Genomic DNA, 22,246 nt, shown 5'->3' on the forward strand with positions numbered 1-22,246 from the left:
AATTACCTGAACCATCATTCATTAAAATTGAGACGTTGTGTGAACTCCAATTTGCCACAGCTATATCAACATCACCATCCCCATCTATATCTCCAAATGATAGACCATAAGGACTACTTCCAACACCGATTCTTGTTTTTTCAACGAAATTTCCACTCCCACCCTTAACCTCAACAGTAAAAGACCAAATATATGTTTGCGTCAAAGAATCGTCAGAAGTTGATTTTACCCCCTTTTTAATTTCAACAGTGATCAGCTCATTATACTTAAAATCGCTTCTCGGGTCAAGTATGAGGGTTTTTGTGCTCGCATCATAACTGAATGTGAAACTATAAAGTCCAGAAAAAGAACCAATTACAAGTATATTCCCAGCTAAAGTTGATATTTCAACATCCTTGTCAAATGTTATCCTTATGTTTGCATCCCTCGGAACATTTATCGCATTCGGTCGTGGATCACGATCAACGATTGAAAGCTGTGAAAACGAATAATTTAAAGCGACAAATAGAGTTAGGATAGTAAAAAACCTTTTCATAAGCCAGTTTAGATTGATTTTTTATTGTTTGTTTTAATTCATCTTTCCTCTCCATATCCCCTCTCACATCATTTTACAACCACCACCTTGCTGACAAGATTTTTAATCTGGACATCGTTATTGTTCGCATCCCTTAGTTTTGATTCGTTCCCAAATTTAATCTCGTAATTTCCACCGTAGCCGGGGTTTGCTCTAAAACGAATTTTCCCAATCGCTCCTGTTCCATTCACATTTTCTGGATTTCCACCCGCAACTGCTATGTTTATCTCAACCTTGCCGGGTGTATTCGCATTGATGAAATCAATCAAAGTCCCGCCATTTTTTAACATTATGCTTCTTGCGTCTTTGTAGATTTCAACACTTTCAAGCGTAAAAACACTTTGCTGATACTCAATTACAATTTTCGCCCCGGCAAAATTTATCGCCTCCTCAACATAAATTTCAGAATCAAAAGAATAGCCCTGATCAATCTCCGATTTTCTCGGAAAGAACATGATTGCTGGACCTTTAACAGCATCAACTATAAAATTAATTTCTAAAGCTTGACCTTCAATGTTGTTGACATACTTCGCTTTGATATAAAATGTATGCTTCCCCTCATCAAGATATGTAAATGTGACCTCTTTTTGATTAGACCACGGCGACCAATTCTCATTATCAAGTTTATAGCTAAAAAGCATAAGCGTGTCAGCTTGATTCCCACGCCATTTAAATGTCACGGTGTGGTTTGGCAGAACATCCCCTTCTTTAGGTCCTGAAATGATTTCAACTCTCGGTGGCTGAAAATTTGGATTTTGTGGGTCTATCGGATTCCCCCTCTCGGGCGGAGGGGGCTGGGTTGTAAGATTACAACCAAAAAATATAAAGACAAATAAGAGGGAAATTTTAGAAATTGAACTCCACATGAATTTCTCTCCCATTTGTTCCAAGTTTTAATCTTGAAACGCTGTAAATATCCTCTGGTGAAAAAATTATTGAGTCAATTAAATTAAAAAGCCATACACCAGCGGTCACCCCCGCCGAAATCAAGAAATAATTCCTGAAGTTTTTCATATCGTTGTAGTTTTTCAACATCAAGCGATAGTAATTTTCAATGTCTTCAGGTTTGGTCGCAGAGTGATATTTGTCTCGGTAATCACTATATGCATTGTTGAACTGATTGTATTTAATGAATGTAAAAACAGACGAGGAAACAGAGACAACTGATAAACCTAAAAGTGGATATCCAATGGCTTGACGACCCATATAAATTTGTCCCGTCCCAGGTAAAAACAACGACATAAGAACCGACCTTGGCTTTGATTTTTTGTTAAGTTCAACAGGCAAATTAATCTGCGGTTGTCTAATAGTGACCCTCTGCCTGAAATCATAATACCCCACCTTTGAGATTGCGATTTCATACTCACCATATTCAAGCTCAAGCTTCCTAAGGGGTAACTTATCAAACTGCTTTGTAAAGTTTTCCCCCTTTATCAAAACATTTACATTTCCCACGATTCCAGTTATGTTGAAATCACATTTCATCTTTTCAAGGTTTATATTCACCTCTGATTTGTCCGTCTGGGAGAGGTCTATCTCTTGAACAAAATCTTTATAATCCGATAAGACAAGTTTAACTGTGTGCTTTGTTTTTCTCAACTTCGGCAAAACAATAGGCGTTTTCCCCACAAATTCATCATTGATATAAACACTTGCCCCGGTTGGCTTGCTCTTTATTTCAAGCCTTGATGCCTTCTCAAGCGTTGCTTTGATCTCATAATAATTGTCGCTCACATCAATTACCTGTTCAAAGTCAAGATACCCATCTTTTCTAATTTGAACTTTAACAGGTCCGAACTCGTAAATATCAATTTGCGATGGTGCTTTCCCAACCAGCTTATTGTTGACAAATATGTCCGCTCCTTCTGGAGAAACGCTCACATCAATCACAGAAACGCGTGGACGCGGAATGAAATAAAACTCACCACCACGATCGCCAACTAATATACCATACTGTGGCGTCTGCTGACCCTTTGATTCAGCTGTAACGCGTGGCAATATGTAACTTGCGATCTCACTTGCAGTTACAACACCATTTTTATCAAGGTCAGCCATCATCGTCTTCAAACCGTTGATAAAATGAAATGTGAAAACACTATGCCCAGATGGACCAGTGTCAAATACGGGTTGGTCTCTTCCACCAGCAGTTATCGCTTGCCTAGTCCTACGCGTTGATATAACCTCAAGGAAATTCTGAATCTCAGCTGATACTGGCTGAGAGCGCGTAAAAATTAAACCACCATAGCAAGCATCCATGACAAAATATAGATGCTTAGCCGGAATCGCCTCCGAAAATTCGTTAAGTTGGTCTGTGGAAATAGCCGTCAAGACCGGTTTAGATGGGTCCGCATCAACTGGAAGTATATAACCCCTCTCTTTCCCTTCGGGTAAAGGCATAGTTATGCCGTGCCCAGCATAGAAGATGAAAACCCTATCGTTTTCGCTTGTATTTTTAATCAGGTCATCAAACGCCCGTAAAATGTTATCCTTGGTCGCCATCTCATCATACAACTCAATTACATTTTTCGCCCCAAAACCAAACTCATTTACAATTAAATCACGAACCGCTTTGGCATCATTGACAGCATAGCGAAGTGGATTGGCATTCTGATACTTATCAATCCCGATTATCAAAGCCCAATTCCTGGAAAAGTAAGAAGTTAAAGCTGCCTTCTTTTCCTCCAGCTTTAGACCAATACCACGCTTCTCAACCTCCTGAGAAAATAAACCCCCAAAAGAAAAAAGAATTGCCAAGATAAGTATTAACTTCTTCATGGCAAACCTCCATATAAATTTTTTACTTATATCCCCGAAAAAATCTATATTGATTAAACCCTAAAAAACCCCGCTTTGTCCCAACCGTTCCAGAAGTAAAGAACGAAACTCCGAATAAAATATAAAAATTTCAACCGATAAAGTCAATAGGTTTAGATGTTTTCAATTGCCCTCCACTTAAAACTCGCATCGGTTCAACAATTTTAAAAAATTTTCAATCTCTTTATCCCAGAAAAGCCAGTTGTGTCCGCCTGGCAACTCGTGATATTCATATCGTATTTTTTTAGATTGAAGCAGTTTTACAAATTCACGATTAGAATGAAGCAAACCCTCAATTTCATCCTCAAACCCACAAGAGATGTAAAAATATGGAGCTGTCTTATCGGCTAAACTATCAACAAGCGAAAAGATATCATTTTTAATCCAGTGTTCGTTTCTTTTCTCACCGAACACTTCAATTAAACTTTGTGCCACGGCGTATTTATTTTTATCCATGAGCTCAAACAAATTAAAGGCACCACTGAACGACCCAACCAATTGGAAATAACTCGGATACTTTAGCCCAAACTTTACAGCACCATATCCACCCATTGATAAACCCGCAATTGCCCTTCCATGCCGAGTTGAAATAACTCTATATTTTTCCTCAACATATGGAATTAACTCTTTGATGATGTAATCCTCATAGTTTCTATCCTTGTGAAGGAGCGAATTAGTATACCAGCTATTATCTGCTTCAGGCGTCACTACGATAAGTTTATATTCGTTTATATATCTGATCAATCCGGTTTTATTTACCCAGTCGCGATGACTCCCCGCATATCCGTGAAGAAGGTAAAGGACGGGATATCTTTCCTCACTTTGCTCATAATCCTTTGGCAATATGATATTAAATTTCTTGTAGGAATTAGTTGCATTTGAGCGGAGGCTATCAAGCAGGACTTTGACTTTCCCTTGGGTTAGCGCTAAATTAGTTAAAATTAAAAACGCAAGAAGTAGATTCTTTAACATTTCTTAACGATGTTTTTGTTTTTATGGTGTTTCACTTTAAAGATAAAAAAATTTGATGCGGGATGGAAGCGATTTTTGAATTTTTTGCTTTGATTTTTTATAATAAAAACGAAATGCGCCTGTAGCTCAACTGGACAGAGCGTGGGCCTCCGGAGCCCGAGGTTGCGGGTTCAAGTCCCGCCAGGCGCGCAACCCCCCTACCCTATTTTATACACCTTGAAACAAGTTTATCTTTTTGTTAAATTTCCCTCGTGAATTGAGAATCTTTTAAAAACAAAATTTATCTGTAAAGCATGAAACTATCCGTTAATGTTGATCATGTAGCAACCCTTCGTGAAGCACGAGGAGGGCTTGAACCCGACCCAGTGACAGCAGCACATATAGCCGAAATCGCTGGTGCAGATGGCATCGTTTGTCACCTTCGTGAAGATAGAAGACATATAAAAGATAGAGACCTTAAACTTCTGCGAGAGACGATCAAAACAAAACTTGACCTTGAAATGGCAGCAACCGAAGAAATGATAAAAATAGCAATCCAGACACACCCCGAACTTGTAACACTTGTTCCGGAAAGACGACTTGAAAGAACAACCGAGAGAGGGTTAAATGTAGTTGAGCAGGTATCATTTCTAAGTGATGTCGTCTCAGAATTCCATAAGCACAACATAAAGGTAAGTTTGTTTGTTGATCCAATCCCGGATCAGGTTGAAGCTTCAGCTAAAACTGGGGCTGACTTTATTGAGATACATACGGGTGAATACGCCAACGCAAAGGATGAAAAGACACAGCTTGAAGAACTTAACAAAATAAAGGAAATGGCAAAGCTCGCGCATCAACTTGGTCTTCGCGTCAACGCGGGTCACGGCTTAAATTATTTGAATGTAATCCCAATTACAAAAATACCAGAAATTGAAGAACTCAGCATCGGACACGCCATCGTAGCAAGAGCGATTTTTGTCGGCTTTGAAAGAGCAGTAAGAGAAATGGTGAAAATAGTTAAAGGTATTTGACGATGAAAACAAAAAAATTTGGAACCTCAACACTTGCAATTCACGGTGATTTAAAAGATAAACAATTTCGCTCGGTTGTTTACCCTATTTATCAAACTTCAACGTTTGCTGTGGAAAAATCAGACGATTATCAAAAATTCATTGACGAAGTTGAGGACTTTTATATTTACTCAAGATATGGAAATCCAACAGTAAAAGAGGTTGAAAAACGACTTGCGCTGATTGAAAACGCAGAGGACTCAATTTTATTTTCCTCGGGGATGTCAGCTATCACAACTACGATTTTAAGCTATGTGCAATCCGGGGATGAAATAATTTCGCTAAGTTCTATCTATGGTGTCACTTACAGATTCTTTAGGGATTATCTTCCAAATTTTGGGGTAAAGGTGAAATTTGTTGAACTTGAAAACATTGATGAAATTGAGAAGTTAATCACCGCGAGGACAAAGTTAATTTATTTTGAGACACCTGTAAATCCAACCACACGAATCATTGATATTGAGAAAGTAGTTAAGTTAGCAAAACGAGAAAATTTAACTACGATAATTGACAATACTTTTGCAACGCCGATCAATCAAAATCCGCTTGATCTTGGTGTTGACATAGTTCTACATAGCGCTACAAAATATCTTTCTGGGCACAGCGATTTGATACTTGGTTGTGTGATGTCATCAAGAGAGAGGATTGAAAGGATAAGAAAATTCAAAAATGTCTTCGGTGGGAATCCAGACCCTCATCAAGCATTTCTTCTTGGTAGGAGCTTAAAAACGCTTGAATTGAGGGTAAAAAGACAAAATGAGAACGCTTTACAATTGGCGGAGTTTCTCTCTTCCCATAGAAAAGTTCGTAAAGTTTTTTATCCTGGTTTAAGCACGCACCCTGAGCATGAACTCGCAAAAAGGCAGATGCGCGGGTTTGGTGGAATGCTTTCTTTTGAAATTGATGGAGATATTGAAAGAGCGAAGAAATTTTGCGACTCTCTTAAAGTGGCTTTGAACGCTACAAGCTTGGGTAGCGTTGAAACACTTGTCAGCATCCCCGTCCTGACATCTCATGTCAAGATGAGCAGGGATGAACTTGAAAAAGTTGGGATAAGCGAGTCAATGGTTCGCGTTTCAGTTGGAATTGAAAACATTGAAGATATATTGTGGGACTTTGAGCAGGCGCTTGATTCAATTTAAAAAAGGGTGTGCAAAAAGCACACCCAAATTTTACTTTAACTCCTCTAGAACCTTCGCAATTTTATTCACATCTGGCACATTCGGTATCCCGTGCTCTTCAACATAACGAACTATCCCCTCCTTATCAACGATAATCGTCACCCTGTTGTGAATTCCTTTGTCTTCAAGATAGACGCCATATTTTTTCCCAACCTCTCCTTTCGGATGGAAGTCGGCAAGCAACGGATAAGATATATTCATCTTCTCAGCAAACGCTTTATGCGTCCAAGTGCTATCAACACTTATCCCGAATATCTGAGCGTTAAGCCCTTCAAAGGTCTTAAGCGCATCAACAAAGCAAGCGTGTTCATTTGTGCAAACAGGGCTGAAATCAAGCGGATAAAAAACGAGAACAACATTTTTCCCTTTATAATCGCTCAATTTATACTCTTTATCATCATGACCCTTTAAGACGAAATCCGGTGCTTTATCGCCAACTTTAACCATTGTTTTATTCTCCTTTTTTGTTTTTAAATCAGTTCAGTTCAAATATAGCAACTGAGCATGAAATTTCAAAACTTAACAAATAAAAACCTCATGCCCCGACTTGACAAAACCAGCTTTTAAAATTTTTTTAGCTTCAAAACACCAAAACCCCCTGCGATTGAAGAGCATCTCAACCTCAAATTTTACATCTCCAATTTCAATGATGAATTTATTCGGCAGTTTAAAATAATTTTCAATCTTTACCCATATTGAGAACCTTTCATCTCCAAATGTCACGCTTTCTTCATCTTCACACATATAGATTTTGATTTTTTCCGCTGGGACTGAATCAACAAAAAATTTTTCGCGCTCGGTATTTATCAAAATCCTTTCTCGTGTAGTTATCTGACCGTTCTTGAGCGTTACTCTGCTAAATAAAACCCTGCCTACCTTTCTTCGCATGCTTGGGCTCAATTTTTTATCCTCTTGAATTTAAAAACTTGACTTTTAAATTAAAAAATTTTAAATTAGGACAAGTTTTAACCTAATTAAAAAAGCACCTCCCTTAAAAGGTAAGTTACCCCTCAAAGAGCACCTCTCAAATTGTTAAAAACAAAAACGGAGGTGCTACAATGCCTGCCATACAGGTTCTTGCCATAACTCTTTTCATTGTTCTATCCCTTATAATTTTTGTTGTTTATGCCATCTTTTTAAGTTCAACGCGTAAACCAGCTGAGGGAGCTGATTACTATAAGCAGGTTGCAAAACTTCGTTTGCCTTTTTTCATCTTGCTTTTGCTTCTTTTGCTTACGGGGCTTGTTCTTACCATTCCAAAGTTACCATATCCTCCAAAGGGTAAATTTCCTGATGTGGTTGTTTTCGCTGTCGGGAAACAATTTGCCTTCGCCTTGGATACCCAACCGATTGAAACCGAGGAGAGATGGAAGGAAAGAAGTGAGGCTGAGCCCGTTCAAGTTCCAGTTGGGAAATGGGTTGAGTTTCGCGTGACAAGTTTGGATGTAAATCATGGGTTCAGCCTATATGATGAGAACGGAAAACTTCTCGGTCAAACACAAGCAATGCCAGGGTATGTGAACCGACTTTTTGTTAAGTTTGATAAGCCAGGTATTTACACCGCATTTTGTATGGAGCTTTGTGGGAACTCCCACCATGCGATGAAAGGTGTGGTTGAAGTTGTTGAAGAAACATTAAGTCAAAAATAAAAGGAGGTTTAAAAAATGGCGGAAATAGCAATACAAGCGGAAGCCATTGAGGCACAGGCAAGATTTAAAAAGTTAACACTTGTCTGGACAGGTCTTACTTTCATTCTATTTCCAATACTCGGTTTACTTGGCTTTCTGATGCGTCTTGTTCAGGGCAATATATTCCCAACATTTCCACCAGAATGGTTTTATGCAATTTTAACACTTCATGGCGTTGGAATGGTTGGTTTGTGGTTTATTGAAGGGATGTCAGCTGTGATCTATATTATTTCAAAGTATGTCAGACCAAGCATCGCGGTTTCTTGGTTTTCGCTCGTCCTTACACTTGTTGGCGTTGCCTTAATTATAATTTCAACGGTGGTTGGAAGATTTGGAGCTGGTTGGTATTTCCTCTACCCCTTGCCTTATAAGTCCGCTGAGGTGTGGGCGAACTGGTCAGCTGATGTTTATTTAATTGGACTTGGAGTCTTAGGGATAGGATGGACCATATGGGTTATAGATGTTTTACGTGCGATAGCGCAGAAATATCCACTAAATCAAGCTCTTGCTTGGCATTACCTTGCTGGAAAAACCGAGCCGGAACTACCACCAGTAATTTTAATAGTCACGGTTTCCTGTATTGCTGCTGTGACGGGTTTTTTAGCAGCTGTTGCTCTGCTACTGCTCTTCTTGTTTGATAGAGTTTCGGGTACGCCAGCTGACCCATTGCTTATGAAAAACCTCGTCTTTTATTTCGGTCATGTCCTCGTAAATATAACGATGTATCTTGGGGTTGCTATTCTTTATGACACCTTACCACAATACGCTCAAAGACCTTGGAAAACAAACAAACTTGTTGCATTTGCTTGGAACACCGTTTTGTTCCTTGTGCTTTTTGCTTACTTCCATCACCTTTATATGGATTTTGTTCAACCGAGAGCATTTCAAGTCATGGGACAACTTGCTTCATATTTTATTTCTGTCCCAGCAGCTGTTGTGACAATTTTCAGTGCTCTTGCGATGATTTACAAAACCAAAGTTAATTGGACGCTCGGTTCATCGCTTATATTTCTTGGGACAATGGGCTGGGCTGTTGGAGGAGTCGCAGCTGTGATTGACTCAACGATAGCTGTAAATTTCAGATTCCACAATACGCTCTGGGTCCCAGCGCACTTCCATACCTATTTCCTAATGGGAGTTGTTTTAATGATACTTGGCTTTATATATCACTTCTCACAGATAAACTCTCAGATTCAAGATAATCCAAAACTTTCAAGATTAACCATATGGCTTTTACTAATTGGTGGATATGGATTTTTAAGCATGTTTTATGCAGGCGGTGCTTTTTCTGTCCCGAGAAGATATGCCCTCTACCCTGGGACATTTTCAATTGGTGCAAGTTTATCTCAAATTAGCATCATATTTGTTAGCATTTTAACCGTAGGTTTACTTCTCTACCTAATTCAAACGATAAAAAGATGGGCAAGATCGTTTTAATGATATTCGCGCTGGGGCAACTTGCCCTGGCGCAAAATTTAAAATTGTCACAGGATACCCTTTTCCCTTCAGAGGCAAGATACATTTATAAAGATATTTCTGATGTTGAAATTATAACTTCAAAAAATTCCACGCTCAAGTTATCCAACCTATGGCTTGAGAAACCAATCCTTTTGACTTTGATTTTTTCACGATGTGCTGGGATTTGTTCCCCACTCATTAGCTCTTTAAAGGAAGTAATCCAAAGGTTGGGAGAAGATAAAAAATCTAATTTTTACATCGTCGTTTTAAGCTTTGACCCTCGCGATTCGCCAGACGATATGGGGATATTTTCTAATGCATTTGAACTTTCCAATAATAGAAATTGGATTTTTGGTATTTTTGCTGATACATCGCTGATCAAAAAATTCTCAACTGAAATTGGGTTTTGGTACGTTTGGGTTGATTCAACAGGACAATTTGATCATCCCGGAATGGTGGTTGGAATAAGACAAGGGAAAATAGTTAGAATTTTGGTCGGTGGAAATATACAAATTGTTAAGTTAAGGGAAGTTATAAGTGAGCTAAAAGGAGAATTTGTCCCCTTTTATTCAATTGAGAAAAATTTCGCCTTTAGGTGTTTAAACTATGATCCAGAAACAGGCAGGATAAAAATTGGAATTGGAACAGTGATATTGTTTACACCAGCTATTTTAACATTTCTTATAACGGTTTTAATCTTCCGTATCAAAAACAATAAAATAAAAATTAAGGAGGGGTAAAGCAATGAGATTAAATTGCAATTAGCAGCTGCTCTTGCATTTGTTATCTTTCTGAGCGAGATTTCCTATTCAATTCCCCTTTTTGCCCGCAAGTATAACCGCTCTTGCTTTTCATGTCACACATCCCCGCCGATGTTAAATGAATTTGGGAGAAGATTTCAATCAAATGGATATCAGCTCCCTGGAACGGTTGAGTCAACGCCAATTTGGATGTCAAATCAGCTTCCATTTGCGGCGATGCTTCACAGCAGTTTCAGCTGGATGAGGGAAGATGAAGACGGTGAGCATAAAAGTTCAAAATTTACATTTGCAAGAACCGGCGCGGATATATTCACGGCTGGAACGCTTGGAAAACACCTTTCATATTTTGCTGCAGTTGTTGTCGATCCAGCTGAAGGTGGAGGTTACGAAGCAGCAGTTGAAGTTGCTCATGTTATCTACAACAATATTTTACCGATGAGCAATCTCAATCTAAGATTTGGTTCGTTCCGCCTCGATCTTCCCTACCCCGTAAATCTCGCCTTAAGCGAAGCAGGATACCTTGTTTATGAATATGCATCTGAGGTTGAATCTGAGGGGCAAGTTGAGGCGGAGTTTTCACTTGCTGAACCTCAGCTCGGCATCTCTGCATATGGTTTCCTTCCACAAGTTCTTGATGGCTTAAGATATGAAATAGCCCTTGTAAATGGGACAAATGTAAACGAGGATATTGATAATACGCCAGATGTCTATGTCAGGATAAATCAAAGCGTATGGGTTAACAATGCCCCGTTTAGAGTAGGCTTTCTCTTCTACAACGGTAAAATGAAAGGGACAGAACAAGAGGACAAATTCAATAGGTTCGGATTTGATGTAGAAGCGTATGACCTGTGGACTAAAAAAGTCAATGTTTATTTCCAATATCTTACAGCAACAGATAAAATCGGTGAAGAGGAGAAGAAAATGAACGGTGGATTTATCGGCGCAAATATTTTTATTTTGCCCGAAAAGCTTGTTGGGTTTACAAGATATGATTTCATAAAAGTAGGCTCTGAAAACACCGATCAAATTTCAATCGGTTTGCGTTATCATCTTGCGCCAAATATCTTTTTAACAGGTGAGTATATGTGGATGAAAATGAAAACCGAAATGGGAATGAAATCAATGGAAATGAGATCACAAATGGTTATGCTAATGACCCACTTTTTATTTTAAAAACAAAATTATCAAAGGAGGATTTAAAATGAAAGGGAAAATAATTCTTGCTATTTTCACACTTGGCTTGTTCATATATGGTTTCACTGGAAGCGATCAACCGAGCAACCCCTCAAAGGAAGTCCTTGAGCGAGGGAAAAAAGTTTACAATTATGTCTGTGCACCATGCCACGGTAAAGATGGAAAGGGTGATGGAGTTGTTAGTTCAACTGTATTTGTGAAGCCAAGGGATTTCACATCCGGTGTCTTTAAGTTTAGATCTACTGAAACTGGAAACTTGCCCACTGATGCAGACTTATATAAGTCAATCTCACTTGGATTTCACAACACAACAATGCCGTCTTTTTCATCGCTTTCCCCTGAAGATAGGTATGCAGTTGTAGAATACATAAAGAAATTTTCTGAAAGGTTTTCAAATCCAAATGAATATCCTTTGAAAGTTATTGAACCAGTTAATCCTGTTCCCCTTTCGGCACAAAGCATAGCAATGGGCAGGGAGATTTACATTCGTATGAAATGCTGGGAGTGTCACGGTGTAAGTGGTCGCGGTGATGGTCCAGCTGCGAGAGCGGGCTTTAAAGACGAATGGGGAAACAAAATTCCAATCCCAGATCTTACAAATCCAAATGAGGTTAAGCGCGCATCAACCGTTGAAGAGATTTATCTTGTCTTTACAACCGGATTAAATGGTTCGCCAATGCCTTCGTATAAAGAAGTTTTAACAGATGAAGAAAGATGGCATCTTGCAAATTATATTTATGCATTGATTAATGGAATTGCACTCTACGATGGGAAAACGATTGAGGAATTAAAATCCGAGCAGTAATATTTAAAGCGCGGGAGCGTTCACGCGCTCCCCGCTGATTCTTTATATCTGCCGTGCTTTATAATCTTCCCCTCAACTATATAAATAACATCCTCACCGATGTTTGTGGCAAGGTCAGCTATCCTTTCAAGATTTCTTGAGATTCTTTCTATATGAATTGATCTCTCTATCGTGGTTGGATCAGAAGTCATATATGTTATAAGCTCGCGCAAAATTTGATCTCTGTAAGCATCAATCATATCATCACGCTCGCAAACTGATTTTGCAAGTTTAGCATCAGATTTTATAAAAGAATCAATTCCATCCTTCAACATTTGAATTGTTTCCTCAGCCATTCGCGGAAGGTCAATAAGCGGTTTAACTTGGGGTCTTTCAATTAGAAAGAGAGCACTCTCAGAGATGTTCACAGCCATATCACCTATTCTCTCAAGATCATTGTTCATCTTTAATATCATAAGGATAGTTCTCAAGTCCCTTGCTTCAGGTTGAAAGCGAGCTATAAGATTTATACACATTTCATCTATTTCAATTTCCATCTCATTTACTCTTGGCTCATCAATTTGGAGAACTTCAAGCAAAAGTGTTTTATCTTTATTTAAAAGACCTCGGATGCTTTTCTCAATCATGCTTTCAACAAGATTTCCCTCTTCAATGATTTTTTCCTTTAAACGATTTAATTTTTCGTAAAACATAGATTTATTCAGAATTTATTTTATCCAATTTTACCTGCTAAAAACTCTTCCGTCTTTTCATTTGAAGGTCTCGTAAAAACAGTGTCTGTTGGTCCATATTCAATAAGTTCGCCAAGATACATAAAAGCAACATAATCAGAAATCCTTCCTGCCTGACCGACATTATGGGTGACCACAACGATCGTAACTGTGTTTTTAAGCTGTTCAAGCAGTTCCTCTATTTTTGCCGTAGCTACTGGGTCAAGCGCAGATGTTGGTTCATCAAGTAAAAGAACATCTGGTTTCATAGCAAGAGCCCTTGCTATGCACAATCGTTGTTGTTGCCCCCCTGATAAAAAAGTACCTTTCTTTTTTAATCTGTCCTTCACCTCATCCCAGAGCGAGACCTTTTTCAATGTTTCTTCAACTATTTCATCAGATTCACTTTTTTTAAGTTTAATCCCATTTAAAATATACCCGGCAATGACATTCTCATAAATGCTCATCGTTGGAAATGGGTTTGGCTTTTGAAAAACCATGCCTATTTTTCTTCTGACAAGCATCGGATCAACCGAATAAATATCAATCTCTTCTCTCCTTCCATTAAAGTTTTCAATTAAATAAACTTTCCCTTCAACTTTAGCTTTCGGAGACAGTTCGTGCATTCTGTTGAAACATCTTATAAGCGTGGTCTTACCGCATCCCGATGGACCCATTACCGCGGTGATGCTGTTACGAACAATTGACAAGTTTACATTTTTAACAACTATGTGATCGTCGTAAGACGCTGTTAAATTTTCTGCTCTTAAAACTATGTCAATCATCTTCTGCTTGAGATTAATCTTGTTATTACATTTAAAGTTAATACGAAAAGCACCAAAATGCAAGAAGCACCCCAAGCTTTTGTCCACCAGTCCTCGTATGGGCTTATAGCATAGTTAAAGATTAAAAGAGGCATCGCACTTACAGGTTTAAGTATGTTAAAGTTCAAAAATGGATTTCCAAAAGCAGTGAAAAGCAGGGGGGCTGTTTCACCAGCAATTCTAGCTGTCCCCGCTAAAATGCCAGATAAGATGCCACTTAAACCTGCTGGGAGCAAAACCTTTAAAATCGTCTTATAGTATGGAACACCAAGCGCAAGTGATGCTTCCTTTATTTCCCGAGGTATAAGTTTTAAAATTTCCTCTGTTGATTTTATTATTACAGGCAACATCATTATTCCGAGCGCAATTCCCCCTGAAAGAGCTGAAAAATGTCCCATCGGTTTTACCACCCAAAGATATGCTATAATCCCAACAACAATTGATGGAACTCCCTGTAAAATTTCAGTTATCAATCTCGCAAAAAAAGAAACCCTGCTCTCGGACTTTTCGGCAAGATATATCCCAACAGATATACCAAATGGAACTGATAAAGTAAGAGCTATCAATATTAAAATAACTGTGCCAACAAGTGCATTTAAAATTCCACCACCGGGTTCACCAACTGGTTTAGGTAAATGCGTTATAAATTCCCAATTTATCACAGATATCCCATTCTTTACTATGAAATAAATAACAAGTAAAAAAGGCACTGTTGAAGCCAGTGCTACAAGCGTTAAAATGATTGATATAATTTTGCTCTTAAATATTCTGAACCTATAGCTAGACACAGTTTTAATGCTGCAATCTTTTTAAAATTAACCTCCCTACCAAGTTTACTATAGCCGTGATGAGAAAAAGAGTTAATCCAAGATACATTAAACTTGAAAGATAAACTTCACCAGTTGCCTCAGTGAACTCGTTGGCTATTATACTTGCTATAGTGTTTCCGGGGCTGAATATATTTTCGGGTATACTATGAAAATTGCCTATCACCATTGTCACTGCCATTGTCTCCCCAAGGGCGCGACCAAGCGAAAGAATTATCCCCGCAATTATTCCAGATCTCGCATATGGTATCATAACCTTTTTTATCATTTCCCATCGCGTAGCACCTAATGCAAAAGCTGCTTCTTTAAGATCGTTTGGAACGAGACGCATAGCATCTTTCCCTATTGAAGCTGAGTAAGGTAGGATCATAAATGCAAGCACAACTGATGCAGTTAATATGCCAACGCCATAAGGGGTAACTCCGAGCTTAATTTCAATTTCACGCATAACTGGAACAAGGAAAAAAAGACCCCAAAAACCAAGGACAACAGATGGAACACCAGCTATTAATTCAGTTAAATATCTCAGAACTTCGGCAAATAATCCCTTTTTGAAATACTCACCAAGAACAATAATTATCGCAAGAGAAAAGGGAAACGAGAGCAAAAGGGCGATAAAAGAAGTCAAGAGTGTTCCATAAATAAATGGTAAAGCTCCAAACTCTTCACTAACAGGATTCCATTGCGTCCCACTGAAAAAGGAAAAACCAAATTTTTTTAAGGCAAGCAAAGAAGCATTAAATAAACTGATGAAAATCCCAGAACCAAGAATTATCAAAAGAACCGCTGAAATTATAAGGAATAGGTTAAAAATTTTATCTCTACTTAATCCCAACCTCCTGATAAACTGGTTTGCCATTGTAGGTTATGGATTTTATAATTTTTTCAGCTTTTTTCACAACCTCAGTCGGCAATTTCGCATAGTCAAGTGGTTCAGTATAAACCTGACCCTCATGAACAGCCCACCAGAGAAGCCTAATAAGTTGCTTCGCTCTTTCAACCGACCTTCCTTTATAGTTTTGTTCTTTATAGACAAGTATCCAAGTAAAACTGCTTATCGGATATCCATCTTCAGCATCTGTATCAGTGATAGAAACTCTTGTATCATCAGGGATCTTAGTTTTCGCTGATGCTGTGATTGATGAAAGCTCCGGAACTACAAATTTACCGCTCTTATTTTTAACCATAGCAACGGGTAATTTATTCTGCTTCGCATAAATAAGCTCAACATAGCCAATAGCACCTGGAATTTGTTTTACAAGCCCAGTTACACCTTCATTTCCTTTACCTCCCAGTCCAACTGGCCAAGCAACAGAAGTGTTTCGCCCAACCCTTTGAGCCCACTCCTTGCTTACCTTAGATAGATAATCAGTGAAAACAAATGTCGTCCCGCTTCCATCGGAACGATGAACAACCGTTATATTTAAGCTTGGTAACTTTACATCTGGATTCAAATTAGCAATTCTTTCATCATTCCACCTTTTAATCTTACCTAGGAAAATGTCAGCTATAACATCAGGGGTTAATTTTAGTTGTGGGTTTCCCGGAAGATTGTATGTTATCACAACTGCACCAAGACATATCGGTATATGAAGAACTGGAGCATCAAATTCAGATAACTGTTCATCAGAGAGGAACGCATCAGATGCGCCAAAATCAACGGTTTTTTCTTTTAATTGCCTTATCCCTCCTCCAGAACCAATTGATTGATAATTTACTTTTACCCCAGTTTGCTTATAGTAAACATCAAACATTTTAGAGTAAAGAACATAAGGAAATGTTGCTCCAGCACCAAGCAATTCCTTATTTTGAGAAAAAACAGGGTTTAAGAGATATAAAAAAAAGAAAACGCATAAGGGGAAATTTCTTAAAAACCAGTCCACTAATCTTAATCTTTTCATAGATTTGTTGATGCTTTGTTTTGTTCAAACGAATTTAAGTTGTAAATGTTAAATTTTTGTTAAATAATTGTTAAAAATCGGTTTATTCCTTTTTTCTAACTGGCAATATAATTTCAAACCTTGTCCCAACGCCAACCTTACTTTCAACCTTTATCTCACCATTATAGGACAAAACCACATGCTTTACTATTGACAAACCAAGTCCTGTCCCCCCAAGTTGTCTTGACCTTGACTTATCAACCACATAAAAGCGCTCAAAAATTCGCGGTATGTGCTCTTTCGGTATCCCTATACCGGTATCTTCAACAGTAATTTTTATTTTGTCTTTCCCTACCGAATCAATTTTAATTTTTATCCCACCTTTTTCAGTGTATTTAATGGCGTTATCAATCAAATTAGACAACATCTGCTCCAACTTGAATTTATCCCCCCAAAATTCAGGTAATTTATTTGATATATCAACTTTACAGGATAAACCTTTATCTTTCAGTTGTTTATCAAATAATCTTAAGATATCTTCAAGCAAATTTTTAAAGTTAATCCGCTCATCCTCAAATTTTACTCCTGATTCAATTTTGGATAAAATTAAAAGGTCACTTATTATGTGAATGAGTCGCTCCGTGTTCCTTTTCAATGGGGAAATATAATTTAAAATCTCCTTTAATTTCCCTTTTTTACTTTTGTAGTTTTTGATTTCATCTTCAATCGTTTCAATATAACCTTTTATATTTGAAAGAGGTGTTTTCAGTTCGTGTGATATGTTATCAATAAGCTCACGCTTTATGTTGGCAAGCTCTCTCTGGAGGGAAATATCCGAAAGTAGCAATATAATGTCGCCTGAGTTAGTTTTGGAAGCACTAGCATAGTAAATTTTCTCTGAAACTTCAATTTCATTAGTTATTTTATCGCCAACTTTTAAATTATATACCGTCTCTTTTATAAATTCATTTAATTCAAAATCGCGAATAACTTCCCAATAAAGTTTTCCTATAACCTCCTCAGCTGTTTTCCACTTTGAACAAATCTCTTTAAATTTCCGATTAACATTTTTTATCTTGCCATTTTCATCAAATATAACTATTGCATCATTAGACAGGGCAAGGAGAACATCAATGTAAAAATTTAGGTTTTCAACCTCATTTTCCAAATTTTCGTAATATCTGTAAATTGTCCGAAGTCCTTCTTTAATATCATCTAAAGAAGTAAAATCACTTTTCGCTCCAATTTTTTTATTGTAAAACTTTGCAAAATTTGCTTTAATTTCAACTATTGGTTTTAAAAATCTCTTCCATAAGGATATTAGAAAAAAGATAGCAAGAGCTAATCCAATAAACGGTTTAAAAATTAATGCAATGGTAACGAGAACAAAAAGGAAAACCGTTTGCAAAAATTCCCTCATTTTTCATCGGGCATTTCAATTTTATAACCGACACCACGAACACTTTTAATAAATTTACCAGCTTCCCCCAGCTTATCCCTTAATTTCTTTATATGAACATCAATAGTTCTATCAAAGACATCCTTTTCCCCACCCCAAATCGCTGAGATTAATTGTTCCCTTGAAAAAACCCATCCGGGTTTTGATGCAAGTTTTGTCAAAATTTTAAACTCCGTCAAAGTTAGATCAACTTTTTTGTCCTTTACGAAAACTTCCATTTTGTTCTGGTCAATTCGCAAATTACCAATAATGATACTGCTACTCCCACTTTCAGCATGCTCCAAAAGTGATGCTCTTCTCAAAATCGCCTTAATACGAGCGATCAATTCCCTAGGTGAAAATGGCTTTGTTACATAATCATCTGCCCCAAGTTCAAGACCAACAATTTTGTCAGGTTCCTCGGTCTTAGCGGTTAAAATTATAATTGGGATATTTCTCGTTTTTGGGTTATTTCTCAAACTTTTACAAACTTCAAGCCCATCAATATCTGGAAGCATCAGATCAAGAATTACAAAGTCAGGAATATCTGTTCCGAGATACTTTAAAAAGCTTTCAGCATTTGAAAATTTTCTCGCTTTGAAGCCAGCTTTTTGCACATGGAGAGAAATTAGTTCAAGAATATCTTGATCATCCTCAATTATTGCGATTGTTTTACTTTTCATTTTTGCTTTAACTTAAATTTTTTATCATAATTCAAAACATTATACTTTTGCAAAATTTCAATCACCTTTTGGATTGGTATGGCTTCAACTTTTCGTCCCATGTATCCGCTTATAGTTTTTGCTTTAAAAAGGGAGTTATAAATCGCCTCTTCAGTAGCTTCAACAACCGCTTGAAAAAGCGGTGATAAAGCTGAATTAGGTAGGACTTTTATAGTTTGTGGCGTGTAAATGTCATCAGATTGTTTTATTCTGCAATCTTGGTTGACAGAGAAAGCTATCACATAATCACCACTGCCATTTGTTGAAGGTGAGCCAGTTCTTGCTAAGCCAAGCATCGCCCTTTTTGCAAGCCGTTTTAATTGACTTGGCATAAGTGGAGCATCCGTCGCAACAACAATTATGATTGAACCATCTGCCTTTTCAAGTTCATCTTTGAGATAAAATCTTCCAAGCTCAAGCCCAACTGGTGCTCCATTAATAGTTAAAATGCCACCAAAATTTGTTTGAACCAAGACACCAACAGTCCAACCACCAAGATTTTTAGGTAAAACTCTTGAAGCTGTCCCTATACCACCCTTCCACCCAAAAGCAATAGTTCCAGTTCCAGCTCCAACCGAACCTTCTTCAACCTCGCCTGTTCTTGCAGTGCTGATTGCTTCAAAAACATCTTGATATGTTATAACTCTTTCCTGTATTTTGTTCAAATAACCATCGTTTGTCTCGCCAACTACTGGATTTATTGAACGAATATCTTTTCCAGATCTTTCAAGCGTATATTGAATTAATGCGTCTGCAACGATTGGTACAGCAAGAGTATTCGTAAGAGCGATCGGTGTTTCAAGCTCGCCGAGTTCCTCAATTTGTGTTGAGCCGAAAAATTTACCAAAGGCGTTGCCCGCGTAAAAAGCGCATGGAACTTTCTCTCTGAAAATGTCTCCATCATGCGGAATTATAACCGTCACACCTGTCCTTATGCTATCTCCAAGAATAATTGTTTTATGACCAACTTTTATACCTTTGACATCAGTTATTGCGTTAAATTTCCCAGGTGGTAAGACACCAACTACTAATCCAAGTTCCCTTGCTCTGTATCTTTTTTCGTCTTTAACTTCCATTTGACATAATAAAATTTGTTGAAAAATTATCAAAAACATCAAAAACCACATAATTACTCTCCCCATTTCTTGTAAAGATTATGTTCAACTTTAAAAAGCGACAAAATCTTTCCTGCGATGAAATCCGCCAAATCATCAAAATTTTTAGGTTTGTGATAAAAAGCTGGGGATGCAGGTAAAATCTTTGCCCCCGCTTGTACAAGCATCAACATATTTTGAATGTGAATTAAATTTAACGGCGTCTCCCTGAAAACAAGTACAAGAAGACGATTCTCCTTCAAACAAACATCCGCTGAACGCTCAATTAAATTTGAAGATGTTCCACTTGCAATTCCGGAAAGCGTTTTAACTGAACAAGGCACAACAACCATACCGTCAGATTCAAATGAACCACTTGAAATTCTCGCTGTCATATCCTTGTGACTATACTTTACTATAGAACCTCTCAAAACTTCCTTACCATAAATTGATTCAAAAACTGACATCGGATCATTTAGCTTCAAATCAACGCCACATTCATCCTTTAAAACAAAATTACCATAATCAGAGACAATAAGGTGCACTTCAAATCCATAAATTAAAAAAGCCCTTATGGTTCTCAATGCGTAAATCCCTCCACTTGCCCCAGTCACACCTATTATAACTCTTCTATTGTTTTCCATTTAAAACTATCCTTAACTTTTTTATTTAAGAACCGTTCAACTATGAACAACAACATTATAAACCAAAATATATTTGGATATAAATTGCCCCTGAAAAAACTGTAAAACCACTTTTCAAGCATAATAGCTAAAATCGTAAAAGGTAAAGTTAAAAGATTGGCGTAAATTTTCTCGCTTGACGAAATCTTATCAATCGGTTTACTAAATGGAGGTGCGTTTGAGATCAACATGGTGATATTGGAAAATATCTTCACAAATAAAACAGTTATCAATAAGTGCGTGAGGATAATTTCTATTTCACTTACCAAAATTAAGTATACAAAACAAAAGATGACAATAAGTGGGAAAAGAGTGTGAAACCATAAAACTTTTTCCAAAGCGTTCATGGACATTTTAAGTTGATCTCGCTCAATAAAATTATAAATCCAACTTGCTTTAAAATCCCTGTGATTTATAAATGTCGTTACTCCAACCGATGCTGTGAAAATAAGTGTTAATAGCATTATTACATTAGCTCGGGATGTTGGTTTCACAATTGGATTATCAATCTCGTTAAATGTTAAAATATAAATAGCAATAGCAACGGATATCGTAAATGCAGTTAAAATTTTTATCCTAACGCTTCTATCCCGTTTTAAATAAGCATAAATTAACCCGTAAAAAGCGACCTCAATTTCATTTTTAAAAAGAACACTTTTTGATATTTTAAAAAGCGCTGGAATAAATTTTCGTGTTTTTTTCCTTTTGTATTTTTGCTCAAGCATATCCAGCAAGTTTTTGATGCCCATGAAAGATATATTCAAAAAAGCAAGCAAGATTGAAATAAACAATGCAAGTAAAGTTTCAAAAACTTTAAAACTACCGTCAATCCCAGAAAAGAATGCGAAGATTTTTGAGAAAATAACCGGTGGAGTGTGAGAAAAAAATGTATCACCAACAAATTTATCAAATAAGTTTATTGTGGAAGTTGAACTTAATAAGTATCTATTTAAAACTTGGTAAACAAAAAATGTCAAGAAAACAACTAAAATTTGAAAGGGCAAAATGAAGCGATTCAAATCTTTGCTTCCTAATCTCATCAAAAATATAAAAAGAATAACGATATTTGAGATTGAAATTGCGAATAAAAAAGAGGTGATCAAGTAGGAAATGAAAATTAAGATTCCCCTTCCCCACGATAGCCCATAAACAAGCGAAGAGAAAAAAAACAAAACCAATCCAGGCGCTATATTGAAGGATGAACTCAGCAAAAGTATATAAAACAAAAAGTTAAGAAACTTTGCGATCTTATAACTATTGGAATTTATTGGCAGAAAGGAAAATAACTCTATTTCCGTTTGGTTTATAATTAATGTTTCAAATTCAGTTAAAACAGAAAGGAATATAAGGAAAAATTCAAGTGATAAAATAATTAAAACAAAATCAAGGGCGAAACTTTTAAAACTTGTATCCTGTGACTCTGAAAACGCAACCGACAAACTTAAAAATAAAAACCACAAAAAATTTACTGTAAGGATTGAATAAATCCTCTTATATTTGACTTTCCCACTTCTAACTGCTCTAAGGTCAACTTTAAAAATAAATTTTAAAATTTCCCGAAGCATTGATAAA

Annotated in this window: 23 protein-coding genes and 1 tRNA gene; 8 read left to right on the forward strand and 16 right to left on the reverse strand. The window is 37.1% G+C overall.

Annotated elements, in window-relative coordinates; translation table 11 throughout:
- The 4 genes from FKZ43_RS09975 to FKZ43_RS09990 all read right to left on the reverse strand — a co-directional run.
- The coding region (locus FKZ43_RS09975; protein ID WP_140945749.1) for an Ig-like domain-containing domain at positions 1-535 on the reverse strand (535 nt) is incomplete at its 3' end.
- Between the two features lie 68 nt (positions 536-603).
- The gene (locus tag FKZ43_RS09980; protein WP_140945750.1) at positions 604-1,455 is read right to left on the reverse strand and encodes a cohesin domain-containing protein; all 852 of its coding nucleotides are present in this window, start codon (positions 1,453-1,455) and stop codon (positions 604-606) included.
- Positions 1,421-3,349 (reverse strand): PEGA domain-containing protein, encoded by a 1,929-nt coding sequence (locus tag FKZ43_RS09985; RefSeq protein ID WP_140945751.1) that lies wholly within the window; start codon positions 3,347-3,349, stop codon positions 1,421-1,423. The genes FKZ43_RS09980 and FKZ43_RS09985 overlap by 35 nt, the downstream gene beginning before the upstream one ends.
- Before the next feature lie 177 nt (positions 3,350-3,526).
- Complete coding sequence (locus FKZ43_RS09990; protein WP_140945752.1) at positions 3,527-4,360, reverse strand: alpha/beta hydrolase; 834 nt, start codon at positions 4,358-4,360, stop codon at positions 3,527-3,529.
- A 115-nt stretch (positions 4,361-4,475) separates the two neighbouring features.
- On the opposite strand from FKZ43_RS09990, the gene FKZ43_RS09995 reads away from it, so the two are divergent.
- The 3 genes from FKZ43_RS09995 to FKZ43_RS10005 all read left to right on the forward strand — a co-directional run bounded on the left by FKZ43_RS09995 (position 4,476) and on the right by FKZ43_RS10005 (position 6,551).
- A tRNA-Arg gene (locus tag FKZ43_RS09995) sits at positions 4,476-4,549 on the forward strand.
- Between the two features lie 104 nt (positions 4,550-4,653).
- The gene (locus FKZ43_RS10000) at positions 4,654-5,370 is read left to right on the forward strand and encodes a pyridoxine 5'-phosphate synthase (RefSeq protein WP_140945753.1); all 717 of its coding nucleotides are present in this window, start codon (positions 4,654-4,656) and stop codon (positions 5,368-5,370) included.
- A gap of 2 nt (positions 5,371-5,372) precedes the next feature.
- On the forward strand, positions 5,373-6,551 hold the full coding sequence (locus FKZ43_RS10005; RefSeq protein ID WP_140945754.1) for a trans-sulfuration enzyme family protein: 1,179 nt from the start codon (positions 5,373-5,375) through the stop codon (positions 6,549-6,551).
- Positions 6,552-6,581: 30 nt separating this feature from the next.
- Here FKZ43_RS10005 and FKZ43_RS10010 read toward each other — a convergent pair whose 3' ends face one another.
- Both FKZ43_RS10010 and FKZ43_RS10015 read right to left on the reverse strand, forming a co-directional pair.
- The gene (locus FKZ43_RS10010) at positions 6,582-7,037 is read right to left on the reverse strand and encodes a peroxiredoxin (RefSeq protein WP_140945755.1); all 456 of its coding nucleotides are present in this window, start codon (positions 7,035-7,037) and stop codon (positions 6,582-6,584) included.
- Positions 7,038-7,109: 72 nt separating this feature from the next.
- Positions 7,110-7,478, reverse strand: a complete 369-nt coding sequence (locus tag FKZ43_RS10015) for a hypothetical protein (RefSeq protein ID WP_140945756.1) — start codon at positions 7,476-7,478, stop codon at positions 7,110-7,112.
- Positions 7,479-7,648: 170 nt separating this feature from the next.
- Here FKZ43_RS10015 and FKZ43_RS10020 point away from each other — a divergent pair, with 170 nt between their 5' ends.
- From FKZ43_RS10020 to FKZ43_RS10040, 5 genes are all read left to right on the forward strand, one after another.
- Positions 7,649-8,239: a cupredoxin domain-containing protein gene (locus FKZ43_RS10020; protein ID WP_140945757.1), complete on the forward strand. Its 591-nt coding sequence runs from the start codon at positions 7,649-7,651 to the stop codon at positions 8,237-8,239.
- A 15-nt stretch (positions 8,240-8,254) separates the two neighbouring features.
- Entirely contained in the window at positions 8,255-9,715 is a 1,461-nt protein-coding gene (locus FKZ43_RS10025; protein ID WP_140945758.1) for a cbb3-type cytochrome c oxidase subunit I, read from the forward strand.
- Positions 9,715-10,476 carry an SCO family protein gene (locus tag FKZ43_RS10030; protein WP_219916525.1) on the forward strand — a complete coding sequence of 254 codons (762 nt, stop codon included), beginning with the start codon at positions 9,715-9,717 and terminating at the stop codon, positions 10,474-10,476. Before FKZ43_RS10025 ends, FKZ43_RS10030 begins: the two co-directional genes overlap by 1 nt.
- Positions 10,477-10,608: 132 nt before the next feature.
- A complete protein-coding gene (locus FKZ43_RS10035; protein ID WP_140945760.1) occupies positions 10,609-11,670 on the forward strand; it encodes a hypothetical protein in 1,062 nt (353 codons plus the stop codon).
- Positions 11,671-11,698: 28 nt separating this feature from the next.
- The gene (locus FKZ43_RS10040; RefSeq protein WP_140945761.1) at positions 11,699-12,496 is read left to right on the forward strand and encodes a c-type cytochrome; all 798 of its coding nucleotides are present in this window, start codon (positions 11,699-11,701) and stop codon (positions 12,494-12,496) included.
- 20 nt (positions 12,497-12,516) lie between these two features.
- Here the strand turns inward: FKZ43_RS10040 and phoU are convergent, their stop codons facing one another.
- From phoU to FKZ43_RS10090, 10 genes are all read right to left on the reverse strand, one after another.
- Positions 12,517-13,188, reverse strand: coding sequence for a phosphate signaling complex protein PhoU (gene phoU, locus FKZ43_RS10045; RefSeq protein ID WP_140945762.1), 672 nt, complete (start codon positions 13,186-13,188; stop codon positions 12,517-12,519).
- Between the two features lie 20 nt (positions 13,189-13,208).
- The gene (pstB, locus tag FKZ43_RS10050) at positions 13,209-13,991 is read right to left on the reverse strand and encodes a phosphate ABC transporter ATP-binding protein PstB (protein WP_140945763.1); all 783 of its coding nucleotides are present in this window, start codon (positions 13,989-13,991) and stop codon (positions 13,209-13,211) included.
- Positions 13,988-14,818 carry a phosphate ABC transporter permease PstA gene (gene pstA / locus FKZ43_RS10055; RefSeq protein WP_235894745.1) on the reverse strand — a complete coding sequence of 277 codons (831 nt, stop codon included), beginning with the start codon at positions 14,816-14,818 and terminating at the stop codon, positions 13,988-13,990. Before pstA ends, pstB begins: the two co-directional genes overlap by 4 nt.
- Before the next feature lie 4 nt (positions 14,819-14,822).
- Positions 14,823-15,692, reverse strand: coding sequence for a phosphate ABC transporter permease subunit PstC (gene pstC / locus FKZ43_RS10060; RefSeq protein WP_235894746.1), 870 nt, complete (start codon positions 15,690-15,692; stop codon positions 14,823-14,825).
- On the reverse strand, positions 15,679-16,758 hold the full coding sequence (pstS, locus tag FKZ43_RS10065; RefSeq protein WP_140945766.1) for a phosphate ABC transporter substrate-binding protein PstS: 1,080 nt from the start codon (positions 16,756-16,758) through the stop codon (positions 15,679-15,681). Before pstS ends, pstC begins: the two co-directional genes overlap by 14 nt.
- Before the next feature lie 82 nt (positions 16,759-16,840).
- Positions 16,841-18,157, reverse strand: a complete 1,317-nt coding sequence (locus FKZ43_RS10070; RefSeq protein WP_140945767.1) for an ATP-binding protein — start codon at positions 18,155-18,157, stop codon at positions 16,841-16,843.
- Complete coding sequence (locus FKZ43_RS10075) at positions 18,154-18,858, reverse strand: response regulator (RefSeq protein ID WP_140945768.1); 705 nt, start codon at positions 18,856-18,858, stop codon at positions 18,154-18,156. The genes FKZ43_RS10070 and FKZ43_RS10075 overlap by 4 nt, the downstream gene beginning before the upstream one ends.
- Positions 18,855-20,012, reverse strand: coding sequence for a DmpA family aminopeptidase (locus tag FKZ43_RS10080; protein ID WP_235894747.1), 1,158 nt, complete (start codon positions 20,010-20,012; stop codon positions 18,855-18,857). Before FKZ43_RS10080 ends, FKZ43_RS10075 begins: the two co-directional genes overlap by 4 nt.
- Positions 20,013-20,026: 14 nt before the next feature.
- Complete coding sequence (locus tag FKZ43_RS10085) at positions 20,027-20,635, reverse strand: UbiX family flavin prenyltransferase (protein ID WP_140945770.1); 609 nt, start codon at positions 20,633-20,635, stop codon at positions 20,027-20,029.
- A complete protein-coding gene (locus tag FKZ43_RS10090) occupies positions 20,611-22,239 on the reverse strand; it encodes a hypothetical protein (RefSeq protein ID WP_140945771.1) in 1,629 nt (542 codons plus the stop codon). The genes FKZ43_RS10085 and FKZ43_RS10090 overlap by 25 nt, the downstream gene beginning before the upstream one ends.
- Positions 22,240-22,246: the final 7 nt, after the last annotated feature.

The organism is Candidatus Thermokryptus mobilis (genome assembly GCF_900070205.1).
Taxonomy (GTDB): domain Bacteria; phylum Bacteroidota; class Ignavibacteria; order Kryptoniales; family Kryptoniaceae; genus Kryptonium; species Kryptonium mobile.